Origin of the sequence: Paenibacillus apii, from assembly GCF_011043685.1 — a bacterium.
In the GTDB taxonomy this organism is placed as follows: domain Bacteria; phylum Bacillota; class Bacilli; order Paenibacillales; family Paenibacillaceae; genus Paenibacillus_AQ; species Paenibacillus_AQ sabinae.
In genome coordinates, this window is sequence record NZ_JAAKGU010000024.1 from 1 (window position 1) to 11,514 (window position 11,514).

Annotated in this window: 10 protein-coding genes; 1 reads left to right on the plus strand and 9 read right to left on the minus strand. The window is 49.5% G+C overall.

Going from position 1 to position 11,514, the window contains the following annotated elements; genetic code table 11:
• Positions 1-37 precede the first annotated feature (37 nt).
• From G5B47_RS25125 to G5B47_RS25160, 8 genes are all read right to left on the minus strand, one after another.
• Complete coding sequence (locus tag G5B47_RS25125; RefSeq protein ID WP_025334478.1) at positions 38-991, minus strand: alpha/beta hydrolase; 954 nt, start codon at positions 989-991, stop codon at positions 38-40.
• Between the two features lie 566 nt (positions 992-1,557).
• Complete coding sequence (gene metK, locus G5B47_RS25130; protein ID WP_165104195.1) at positions 1,558-2,775, minus strand: methionine adenosyltransferase; 1,218 nt, start codon at positions 2,773-2,775, stop codon at positions 1,558-1,560.
• A gap of 42 nt (positions 2,776-2,817) precedes the next feature.
• Positions 2,818-3,276, minus strand: coding sequence for a pyridoxamine 5'-phosphate oxidase family protein (locus G5B47_RS25135; RefSeq protein WP_165104197.1), 459 nt, complete (start codon positions 3,274-3,276; stop codon positions 2,818-2,820).
• A gap of 19 nt (positions 3,277-3,295) precedes the next feature.
• Entirely contained in the window at positions 3,296-4,504 is a 1,209-nt protein-coding gene (locus tag G5B47_RS25140; protein WP_206107542.1) for a radical SAM protein, read from the minus strand.
• Positions 4,505-4,608: 104 nt separating this feature from the next.
• Positions 4,609-5,778, minus strand: a complete 1,170-nt coding sequence (locus G5B47_RS25145; protein ID WP_165104200.1) for an LLM class flavin-dependent oxidoreductase — start codon at positions 5,776-5,778, stop codon at positions 4,609-4,611.
• 364 nt (positions 5,779-6,142) lie between these two features.
• Positions 6,143-6,973: a carbohydrate ABC transporter permease gene (locus G5B47_RS25150; RefSeq protein ID WP_165104202.1), complete on the minus strand. Its 831-nt coding sequence runs from the start codon at positions 6,971-6,973 to the stop codon at positions 6,143-6,145.
• Positions 6,974-6,988: 15 nt separating this feature from the next.
• Positions 6,989-7,864 (minus strand): carbohydrate ABC transporter permease, encoded by an 876-nt coding sequence (locus G5B47_RS25155; protein ID WP_165104204.1) that lies wholly within the window; start codon positions 7,862-7,864, stop codon positions 6,989-6,991.
• Positions 7,865-7,902: 38 nt separating this feature from the next.
• Positions 7,903-9,180, minus strand: coding sequence for an ABC transporter substrate-binding protein (locus G5B47_RS25160; RefSeq protein ID WP_165104205.1), 1,278 nt, complete (start codon positions 9,178-9,180; stop codon positions 7,903-7,905).
• A 288-nt stretch (positions 9,181-9,468) separates the two neighbouring features.
• On the opposite strand from G5B47_RS25160, the gene G5B47_RS25165 reads away from it, so the two are divergent.
• On the plus strand, positions 9,469-10,344 hold the full coding sequence (locus tag G5B47_RS25165) for an AraC family transcriptional regulator (protein ID WP_165104207.1): 876 nt from the start codon (positions 9,469-9,471) through the stop codon (positions 10,342-10,344).
• A 109-nt stretch (positions 10,345-10,453) separates the two neighbouring features.
• Here G5B47_RS25165 and G5B47_RS25170 read toward each other — a convergent pair.
• The coding region (locus G5B47_RS25170; protein WP_165104209.1) for an ABC transporter ATP-binding protein at positions 10,454-11,514 on the minus strand (1,061 nt) is incomplete at its 5' end.

Here is an 11,514-nt window from a genome sequence, read left to right on the forward strand (position 1 = left end):
TGCCAGCTAGTTGAGGTACATCCTCTTATCGGTAGGGTTATTGAAACCCGTCTTTCAGCCAAGCGCTGGCCAGAGATATTGCACTTTTGGCCGCGGCAGTGTCCGACAGTGCATTCAACATAACGAAGTCATGGATTATACCTTGATAGCGTACCGCAGTGACATCAACACCAGCTTCTCGAAGTTTATTCGCATAAGCTTCACCTTCGTCCCGTAGGACATCGGCTTCGGCTGTAATGATCAAAGCAGGAGGAAGACCGCGAAGCTGCTCGGTAGTTGCCCTCAGCGGGGAGGCCGTAATCTGGTTTCTTTCCTCAGAATCGCTTGTATACTGATCCCAGAACCACTTCATCCCGTCCCGGCGTAAAAAGTATCCTTCGGCGAATTGATGGTAGGATTCCGTATCAAATGAAGCATCCGTAACCGGGTAGAAAAGGAGCTGCTGACCTATAACAGGACCACTGCGTTCTTTGGCTATCAGCGTGATTGCCGCAGTCATGTTTCCGCCGACACTATCGCCGGCTACAGCCAAGTGTTCCGAATCAAGCCCATGTTCTTTGCCTTGCTCTACGATCCACTGCAGGACAGCATAGATTTCTTCAATTGCCGTAGGATACTTCGCTTCAGGAGACAGACTGTAATTCGGGAATACAACAGCAGCTCCACTCTTCACGGCCAGTTCACGGATCAACCGATCATGGGTATGTGCGTTGCCGAACACCCAACCTGCACCGTGTATGTACAGAATGACAGGCAGATTCTTCTCAGCAATGAGTTTCGGACGTAAAATCCGAATGGATACATGGCCGCTTGGGCCACCTGTTATGCTGATATCTTCAATGTCCACGTCTGGCTTTTGAATCTCGCCCGCTTGGGCTTCGTCGACCGCAATCCGCCCCTGCTCCGGTCCTAGCTCGAATAAGAATGGCGGATTGGCTGTAGCCTCAACAAAATTTTGTGCTTCCGGTTCTAGAACAAGTTTTTTCTCCATGTTTATTATTCTCCCTCATTTCATTTTATTTTGGATTGACTAACTTCTCTATGAATAGCTTTTCGCTTACTAACTTATTATTGCTGCCCGAACTTGCGGAAATAGCCAAAATCCGACAATCTTCCTCGGCAAGCAAGATCCGCCATAGGCCTTTATTTGTTATTGTTTATGTTTAAACTTCCTCTCTAATTTTTGAATCATACCATTCAGTCTAAATTCATCATTACTAATGATGCTTCAGAAACGTACAAGTACGTAGTTGTTAATGCGACGCCAGACATTATTCTGAAATTTGTGCATTCTCAAATGGAACGTTTTAATTGTTCCGGTATCGTGGTTACGACAGTAGGTTTTATTTTATTGGCGTTAAGCAGTAATTATTTTCTCGGGGGAAGAAGAAGTCGTGTTACTCAATCGAATCGGGTGACTGCATAAAGCAAGTGTCTGAACGCAGGCAAGATTGTATCACTCCAAAAAACAGAACACCCGCTATCCTCCGAACACCTGAATCCGGTGTCCGGCTGATATACGGGTGTTTTCACCTTCAATGGAAAGCCACTCCACACTTACGTATTAAATACTTCCAGCCCTGCTTGTGATTTCAGCAGCTCGGATTTATCCGTTCTCTCCCAGGGGAGATCCAGGTCTTTCCGGCCAAAGTGGCCATAGGCTGCGGTTTGCTTGTATATCGGCTTGCGCAGGTCCAGCATCTGAATAATGCCTGCCGGACGCAGATCGAAGCTTTCGCGGATCAGCTCCACCAGCTTGTCTTCGCTAATTCGGCCTGTGCCGAAGGTGTCCACGTGAATCGATACCGGATTGGCCACCCCGATGGCATAGGCCAGCTGAATTTCGCAGGTATCGGCGAGGCCTGCGGCGACAATGTTTTTGGCAACATAACGGGCGGCATAGGCTCCGGAACGGTCCACTTTCGTCGGGTCCTTGCCGGAGAAGGCTCCGCCGCCGTGGCGGGCATAACCGCCGTAGGTATCCACGATGATTTTGCGTCCAGTCAGACCGGCATCCCCTTGAGGTCCGCCGATGACGAACCGGCCGGTCGGGTTGATGAAATATTTCGTATCTTGATCAAGCAGCTCGCGCGGTACCACCGGCAGAATGACAAGCTCTTTGATATCCGCTTGAATCTGCTCCAGAGTGATCTCTTCGGCATGCTGGGCGGATACGACAATGGTGTCGATACGTTTCGGTTTGCCATCCTGATATTCAATCGTTACTTGGGTTTTTCCGTCGGGACGCAGATAGTCAAGCAATCCGTTCTTGCGGACTTCAGACAAACGGCGCGCGATCCGGTGGGATAGAGCGATCGGCAGCGGCATCAGTTCCGGTGTCTCATTAGTGGCGAATCCGAACATCAATCCTTGGTCGCCGGCTCCGATATTCGCGGTTTCTTCTGCCACTTGAGCTGGGTCCCGATGTTCCAGAGCGGCATTTACACCCATGGCGATATCGGCGGATTGTTCGTTCAGCGACACCAGCACTGCGCAGTTATTGGCATTAAAACCGTCCTGGGCCCGCTCATAGCCGATGTCCCTAATCGTATTGCGGACGATGGACTGGATGTCCACATATCCGGACTTCGAGCTGATTTCTCCAATGACCAGCACAAGACCGGTAGCCACGGAGACCTCACAGGCAACGCGGGCATGGGGATCATTAGCCATAAACGCGTCTAAGACAGCGTCGGAAATCTGGTCGCATATTTTATCCGGATGACCCTCCGTAACAGATTCAGATGTAAAGAGATAGCTTCCTTTTACAGACATAAGCACAGCCTCCAACTGATAGATTGTTTACTGCTGCATGAATTATTTTGCCAGCCGGTCCAGATGCGTAATAAGCGGATGCTTCTCACGTTCTTTATTTTTGCGGGCAGCGTAAGAATCATCCGTAATCTCGTCGGGCTCAATGATCCAGACTGTGGACAAATCAAACTCCGGATTTCTTTCCAGGGAGAGCTTGTAATAATGCTCAAACACCGGGCCGCAAATCATAGAATAAGCCGGATAGCCTTTAATCTGATAGCTTTCTTCTCCCTTGGTGAGATGAATGGCGACCTTGCGCTTGAACCAGATGCTGTTCACGAGATTCACATTGCTCTGGGACGTTTCGATCAGCTCAAGATAAATGATCTGTCCTTCGTTGTTAACTGAAATACTAGGGTCCGATACGATATGAGGGATGCCTTGTTTATCGACGGTTGCCAGAACTTTCGCCGCCCCGGAATCTTGAAGAAGCGCCTGAATTCTTTCATTTAAAATAGACATGAGTTTCATCGTTCCTCCTTTAATCTAAATTTCCTCTGTCCAGATCCGTATCCGGATGATTGCCGCACTTTCTGTAGTTGTCCATATCGACATTCAAAAGGTATTTTTTTCTCAGGTCGCTTAAGCCTTTGGCCAACCGCACGTAGTATTCCAGCGAAGGATTCTGTTGGTTATGGAAGGCCGAACCATGCATGGGCACCCATACGCAATGAACGACACTGACTCCCTGGCTCGCAAAATCCTCCGCTTCTTCAAGCACAGCCTTCAGCGCGTCATCCTCATTGGTAAATCCATAGGGCTGCGCCATTTCGCATCCGCCGACGATTCCGCTGCTGACATTTCCGGCACCAAAAATATCGACGGCCCGGATGATTCTCCGCTTCCACTCGGAATATCCGACTTCCTTATGCTTGCCTTTGCAAATCCAGGCGAACAATGCCTCGTTCGGGATTTCAATATCCGAGGTGTAGGTCATCAGTCCGGTATTCTCGTACAGTCTGGCAAGCTGTTTCTCGCTGAAAGCAGAGGCAACGATGGTGCTGGGGAATTTCTTGTCTTTGAAATTGTCTCCGGCGGCCTGCAGCATTTCAATGTACATGTCCACTTCGTCATCGAATATTTCCGCGCCGCTGAGAATGGAGCCGGAACTCATCTTGAGATTGGTAAAAGCGCCCGGCTGTTTCAAAGCCTCTTTCACCGTCTCGTAGACATCCTGCGCTGTCAGCTGCTTCGACATATTGCATTCTTTCTCACTTTGCGTGGAGTTGGCGTTGATATTGCAAAATTTGCAGCCGTTCCCCTTGTTCCAGAAGTGGCAGTGGCTGTTGGGGTCGATGTCTAGCCTTTGCGGCCTGGAAGAGGCTACCTGCCACATCGGAGTACCGGAGCTCGTGAACTTGTCATAATAATCCGGCTTGTACCAATAGTGTACCTCTTCCACGATTTCGCCCTGATCGGTCAAATACAGCTTGCCGTCGATCTCATCGACCACGTAAGGGTTCTTAGCCGTCTTGGAAGGCGTTCCGATAATCGAAGTTCCGTCCCTGAGCAGGAGCGAAACCGGAACGGCGGCGTTCTCACCTCCGTTGGAGCCGATCAGCACTCTTTGCTGATACTGATGCTTGCTTTTGTCCAGCGCTCCCAGCGCCCGGTCCGTATAGATAAACGACCTGCGGGTAACATCCGATTTAATAATGACAAAAGGAGATACATCCTTGTATTTATCCATAACTTCCCGTAATGTTAATTCTCTTTGTCCAGAAGCGTGAGTTGTAACTGCACACATCCGCATTCACCCCAGCCTTCATTTTTTAAGATTAAAGTAGATTAAAGTTAACGCCTCTGACTCCACTGTTCGCGGAACAGCGGGAGGACCTGTTGTCCAAAGTTATCCGCTTCCTCCAAATGGGGGTAACCGGAAAGAATAAAGGTGCTTACACCGATTTCCGCATAGCGGATTAGCACATCCGTAACCTGCTGCGCTGTACCGACAATCAGCATCGCCCCTCCCGAGCGAACAAGGGATAAGCCGCTCCACAGATTCGGACCTAAGACGAAGTCGTTCGCTGCAGACTGTTCCCTGAGCTCGTTCTGTCTGCTCTGGTTGGCAGCGTCTGTCTTGGAAAAAGATTGCTGCGCTTGCCGCAGAGTGTCCGGTGAGGCGTGGCTGATCAAGCTCCACGCAGCTGCCCAGGCTTCTTCCTCGGTGTCGCGTATAAGTACCTGCGCCCTCAATCCGTACCTCGGTTTACGGTCAATTCCTGTAGTTCTGAGAACCTCCTTTCGAACATCCTCCATCTCGGCAATCTGCTCTGCAATCCATTCATGCGGCTCGCCCCACATCAGAAAGGTGTCCGCATGCTGAACCGCAGCTTGCTTGGCGATCAGCGAGCTTCCTCCCAGATAGAGCGGGGGATGCGGTCGCTGTACCGCAATCGGCGTGTGAACCGGGCCGCGAAATTGATAATACTTTCCTTCAAAAGAATCTGCGGCTGCGGCAGAGCCATGTTCGGCTTCGCCTGAGAATTCAGATAACGCGGATCCGGCCGATCCGGTCCAGGCAAGCTTCATCACCTGCATGTATTCCATAGCCCGTTCGTACCGGTCATCATGAGCATGGGCGAGCGGATCGCCGAGCTGCTCCAGATCCTGAACCGAACTCCCGGTAACGACATTGATCATGGCCCGCCCCCCTGACAGTTGATCAAGAGAAGCGGCCATGCGAGCCGCAAGCACCGGGGCGATTAATCCGGGTCTGACCGCTACGAGGGCGTTAAGCCGAGTCGTGTGGCTCATCACTGCTGATCCGACTACCCATGAATCAAGGCATGATCCGCCTGTCGGGATCAGAACGAACTCAAAGCCGGAGCGTTCCGCCATCTGCGCTACCTCAATTAAATAATCAAGCGAGGGTTCTCTCTCGGGAGCAGTCCCCACATAGCGGCCGTCGCCGGATGTCGGCAAAAACCAGCCAAATCGAATCTCTTCTGTATGCAAGCTCATGATAGCCTCCTTATGTCGTAACTTGATGACAGCATTTCTCGTTAATTTCTCCGGTGAACCGGTCGAATTCCTATAAAACTTATAGGAATAAATTTATATACTGATTGTAACAAGCGCTTCGAATATCGGGAATGTCAATTCGCGTTAACTTTGATTTGTCAATTTACGTCTTTTCTATAGATGATGAACAGATCCTATTGGAAGAGGGGGAGAGAGAAAAAAGTAGATTTTTAGCGGGATAATTTATATTTTAAGAAATGGGAGTTGGATATATATTTAAATATAAACTTGGCAAAAAGAGAGCTCCAAAGCCATAATTAAAATGACTCAGAGCCCCCTTTGTTTGTAGAACCGGCCGATCCGCTCAGCCTTTAACGGAGCCTTGCGTAAGTCCGGAAATGATCTGGTTTTGAAACAGGCTGTACATCGCAACGCTTGGAATAATGCTGATGATAATCGCCGCGAACATCGAGGTGAAATCGGTTGTAAACTGGCTGGCGAAAAAACGAATGCCCATTTGCAGAGTCCGCACCTGTTCGGAGGAAGTCAGGAGCATCGCATACAGGAACTCGTTCCAGCTGCTTAAGAATTGAAACGTCGCCGCGGTCACGATACCTGTGCGGGAAATCGGCACAATCACTCTAAAGAACTTTTGATAGAAATCGCACCCGTCCAACAGCGCGGCCTCCTCCAGCTCACCGGGAATCGAATCCATAAAACCTTTGATAATAAAGACGGACAGCGGAAGCGAGATCGCCGTATACGTTAAAATCAGTGCCAGCTTGGTGTCATAGAGGCCGAGCGTCCGAATTAAAGTGAAATACGGAACCATCAGCGCGCTAACCGGCACCAATATCCCCGTGATCAGGGTTGAAAATATAACCGGTCCGAACTTGAACTTATACCTGGAGAGCACATAGGCGGCCATGGATGCAACCAGGGCGTTCAAGGCTGTTGCCGAGAAACTGATTATAACCGAATTTGAAAATAACAAAGCCAAGTGCGCCGACTTGAACGCATTCACATAATTGCCGAACTGCGGCGGAGAGGGGAACCGGAAAGGATCGCCAAGCAGTTCGACATTTGTTTTAAGCGAAGCCATGACAAGCCAAAGCATGGGGAAGAGCGTGTAGACAAGAAACAAGGACAGAATGGTCCGGGAAAATAACTTTTCAAGCAGCGCATTTATTTTCATAAGACTTCTCCTGAATTACATGTCATATTTGGCGGCGTTAAATAATCTGCGTACCGTTAGAATAATCAGACCACCCAGAACAATCAGCACCGTGCCCAAAGCATTGGCCGTCCCGTAATGGAAGTTCTGCAGTTCTTTATATAAATAAAGTACAAGGACCGAGGTGCTGTTGGCCGGACCGCCATTTGTCAGAAGCAGAACCTGCTCGAATTGCCGAAGTCCGTTAACCATCGCAAGCGTAACGCAAGTAGCTATGGTTCCTTTAATCAGCGGCAGCGTGATGTACCAATCCTGCTGCGTGCGTGTCGCTCCGTCAATGCTTGCCGCCTCATAGTAGGACTGCGAAACCGAAGAGATATCCGCCAAAATAATGACCATGAAATAGCCGATATACAGCAATCCGTACACGAGTACGGAAGGGAACGCGCTGTCCAGCCCTCCGAGCCAGTTATGCTCCCATTCGGACAATCCGATCAAACGGAGAAAGCCGTTAAGCAATCCCCGTTCATTGTTATAGATGGCTCCCCACAACATCGTAATTGCGATACCCGAGATGACATGGGGGAAAAAATAAATCGTTCGCAGCAGCTTCCAGCCCTTCGGCTTTCGGGCCAGCAGCAGGGCGACCAGGATGGCAAGCGGTACCTGAATCAACGCCTCCGCGCAGGCCCAGATCAAATTGTTGCGAATGGAGATCCGAAATACTTCATCTTGAAACAAGGCGCTGTAATTTCGGAGGCCGACAAACCCGGGACTGCTCATCCCATCCCATTTCATTAAGCTGACAACGACGACATATCCGACAGGATATAGAAAAAAGGCGGCAAAGAGCAGTAAGGCCGGCAGTAGAAAAAGGATAGCGCCTGTACGGAAATGGGTGGTTCGCTGCATGTTCTGCCTCCTTTACTTCAGTTTCCAGTGTGCCGGATTTATTTTGAATCGGCTTGTTTAAGCTGCTCCACGAACTGTTCCGGCGTATATTTTCCAAGCACCAGACCGCTTAACGCTTGCGGGAATTCCGCGCCGACGGCGGGGCTCACGCTTGCCCGGAAATGGGGGATGATGTATGGCGCGGCTTCCATTCCTTTTTTCATCTCGGTTTGCAGGCGTTCCAATTTATCATCCTTAGTAACCTCGTATTTAATGACGAATAGTGATCCGGAATCCAGCGATATTTTCTTCACATTGTCCGGAGAGGTCAAGTATTTAAGAAACTTCACAATGGCTTCTTCTTTCTTTTTATCCTTTTGCTTGCCTACGGCCAGACTTGCTTGGGTAAAACCGATATACTGCCCGGGTTGTCCTTTCCCGCCTTCGTACACGGGGGCAGGCGCTACCTCGACGGAGTCGTACAATTGATCAATGCCTTCCTTTTTGATTCGGCCGATAAACCAGGGACCGTTAAGTAATACAACGGTTTGCTGATTTAAAAAGTGGCCGCCTGCATTGTCCAGTCCGACAGCATCTCCGGTAGTGTAGTCAAAGAGCTTTTTCAGCACCTCGGCGGCTTGTACAAAAGCGGGGTCGTCCAATCCGTGTTTGTACACATCCGGTCCGCCAATTGCGGACACGAGCTGGGAGTACCACAGCATGGAGACCCATCCGTCGCCTCCGGTCATTTGCGTTGCGGGAGCGATGCCTGCGGTTTTGAGTTTGTCAAAAGCGGCGAACAGCTCGGTATACGTTTTGGGGAAACCGGTGATGCCCGCTTGTTTAAACAGCTTGGTATTGTATAATACCGGGGTTACGCCGAACTCGAACGGAATCGAGTACACTTTGCCACCATATGCGGCATTGTCAAAGGCATGATCCAGGAACGTGCTTTTCCACTGCTCGTCCAGATAAGGCGTAAGATCGGCCAAATTTCCCGATTTGTAATAGAACTCCCCGTCCGCGGGATTATCGAAGGAAAAAATATCCGGCGCTGTCCCCGTCGTAATATTGGTGCGGATTTTATCCTTGTAGGCGCCGTAATCGGGGATCTCTTCAACGACGACTTTGATCTTGCCTTGATTCTGTTCGTTGAAATCTTTGACGATTTGAGCGAACGTGGCGGCTTTGGAATCTTTGGCTACCCATATGCTGGGGAATTTGATTTCGACTTCGGATGCTTCGCCGCTATTGGCGTTTTCACCGCAGGCGCTTAACAGCATGGAAAGGACCAGCAGGATCGCGGGCAGCGTAAGCAGGAGAGCTCTCTTGTTCATCGTATGTACACTCCTTAAATGGTTATTAGCTAGCAAACAGTATGTTATTATCAGCTTCTCTAGTGGTCTAGTCAATGTCCAATAAATTTACTTGGTTTACTATGTTTTATATATTATCAACCCGGATATTCGCAAGTAAATGTCATTTTAAGTTGTTCTCGTTTGTCATTTTAAGTCATGATGAATGATTGCTGCGGAATAAAAGAGTGAATGAAAGGCATTGTGAACCTTATAGAAATTATATATTATTTATAAAAATGAGACGCATTGTAAAAAGAGGTCAGTTATATGAAAGACAAGATGATCGAAGATAATCATGAGTTTTTGGAGCTGCGCCTATTTACCCCTTCCGTATTTGAAAAGTCCGGAGCCGCTTGGCCGATTCGCCTTGGACATAATATTGCCAAACCGAATTATCATATTGGCCCCCGAACGACGCCCTATTATTATTTGCTTTTTGTGCTGGAAGGGCAAGGGACGTTTCATCAAAATGAGCAAACCTTTCAGCTCCGCCCAAATGATATTTTCTGTTTGTTTCCGCAGGTCATTCATGAATATTACACGCGTCCGGATGATCCGCTCCGCAAAGTATTTATTGCCTTCGACGGGAGGCAGGCTGTAATGCTGCTTGAGAAGATTGGGCTGACTATGCACAGCCCGCATGCGGCGGGTGTATTAACATCCGAAGCGATTCAACTGATGTGGGATTTCTTCAGATTGGTGAATTCGGATAATGATACGGACCTGAGACGGCTTATCTTATTCCACCGTATCTTCGACCAGCTCTCTGCTGCGGTTGACAGTTCTGCTCGTAATGATCTGCGGGATGTCTCGTGGCTTCAAAAAGGGCATGAATATATGGAGATTCACTATGCGGAGGGCATTACAGTTGAAAGAGTTGCGGAGTATGTCGGCATAGACCGCACCCATTTTACCAAACAGTACCGCAAGACTTACGGAATCACACCCATTCAGTTTATCCAGGACTTGAAGATGAAGGAGGCCCGGTCATTGCTGGAGCAGACCTCCTATACCTTGTCCGAAATTGCCCACTCTGTCGGCTACCCCGATATCTTCTCCTTCTCGAAAGCATTTAAGAAACGTCTTGGTGTCGCTCCCACTCAATATCGGGAGACGAAAATCAAGAGCGGGCAGCAGACATGAGTTAAGTATGGTTGAGAAGCTAGGAATAAGAACGCGGGAGCGCAAAAAAAGGTTGGGTCAGAATGAACTTCTGCCCAACCTTTTTATTCGAATCATCGAAGACTGCTCCTTACGCGCTTACCAAGTCTTTGGCTTCTCTTTCGAAGGTACGGACCAATTCCGGATAAAGATCGCCTTCTCTTAGCAGCTCCTCATGTGTGCCTTCCTCAACGACCTGACCATCTTTCATGACGAAGATGATGTCGGCATTCATTACCGTGGACAACCGGTGCGCAATGATGATCGTTGTCCGTCCCGAACGCTTGTCATCCAGCAGCTGCTGTACTTTCCTTTCCGTCTCCAAATCAAGAGCGGATGTGGCTTCATCCAGGATGAGAATATCGGGATCTCTCAGCATCGCTCTAGCCAAGGCTAGACGCTGGCGCTGGCCTCCGGAGAGCTGAATGCCCCGTTCCCCAATGGTTTCATCCAGCTTGTTCGGCAGCTTCATTACCGTATCAAGAAGCTGCGCGTCCTGCAGCACGAAGGCAAGCTGTTCATCCGAGTCTTCCCGGCCGAACAGCACGTTCTGCCGGATCGTGTCGGCGAGCAGGTAAGGCTCCTGGAATACGATTGCAATCCTGCTCATCCAGTCCTGGCGCCGAATATCGGTAAGCGGAATGCCGTTCACCAGAATTTCGCCTTCGCTTGGATTGTAGAAGCGGGTGAGAAGCTGGGCCACGGTCGATTTGCCTCCGCCGCTTGCGCCCACGAACGCGATTTTCTTTCCGACCGGAAGGGCGGCGGTAAGGCCTTTAAGTATATTTTTGTCCTCATAGGCGAAGCTGACGTTCCGGAACTGGATGGATTGAACTTCGCCGCTAAGCGGCTGCGTACCGTTATCGATTTGCGGTATACCATTGAAAGCTTCGATGCGGTCGATTAAAGCGAAGCGCGCGATCATCATCATGACATAATCGAACAGCCAATGGATTTTATCCATAATTTGCAGCACCAGCTGAAGGACGACCACGAAGGTTCCAAGGGTCAGTCTCCCCTCAATCAGCTGATAGCCTCCCACGGCTACAACCGCAACGGCAACTCCCCAGCGCAAGGGCGCGCTGAACAGCATCTGAAGGTTGACGGTCCGCCCTTCCTGTAAAATCGCGTCAAAGTATTTTTTAAACAAGG

Coding starts and splice junctions, on each gene's coding strand:
- G5B47_RS25140 (WP_206107542.1), bottom strand. CDS start 4,504: ATGGATAAATACAAGGATGTATCTCCTTTTGTCATTATTAAATCGGAT.
- G5B47_RS25125 (WP_025334478.1), bottom strand. CDS start 991: ATGGAGAAAAAACTTGTTCTAGAACCGGAAGCACAAAATTTTGTTGAG.
- G5B47_RS25165 (WP_165104207.1), top strand. CDS start 9,469: ATGAAAGACAAGATGATCGAAGATAATCATGAGTTTTTGGAGCTGCGC.
- G5B47_RS25155 (WP_165104204.1), bottom strand. CDS start 7,864: ATGCAGCGAACCACCCATTTCCGTACAGGCGCTATCCTTTTTCTACTG.
- metK (WP_165104195.1), bottom strand. CDS start 2,775: ATGTCTGTAAAAGGAAGCTATCTCTTTACATCTGAATCTGTTACGGAG.
- G5B47_RS25145 (WP_165104200.1), bottom strand. CDS start 5,778: ATGAGCTTGCATACAGAAGAGATTCGATTTGGCTGGTTTTTGCCGACA.
- G5B47_RS25150 (WP_165104202.1), bottom strand. CDS start 6,973: ATGAAAATAAATGCGCTGCTTGAAAAGTTATTTTCCCGGACCATTCTG.
- G5B47_RS25160 (WP_165104205.1), bottom strand. CDS start 9,180: ATGAACAAGAGAGCTCTCCTGCTTACGCTGCCCGCGATCCTGCTGGTC.
- G5B47_RS25135 (WP_165104197.1), bottom strand. CDS start 3,276: ATGTCTATTTTAAATGAAAGAATTCAGGCGCTTCTTCAAGATTCCGGG.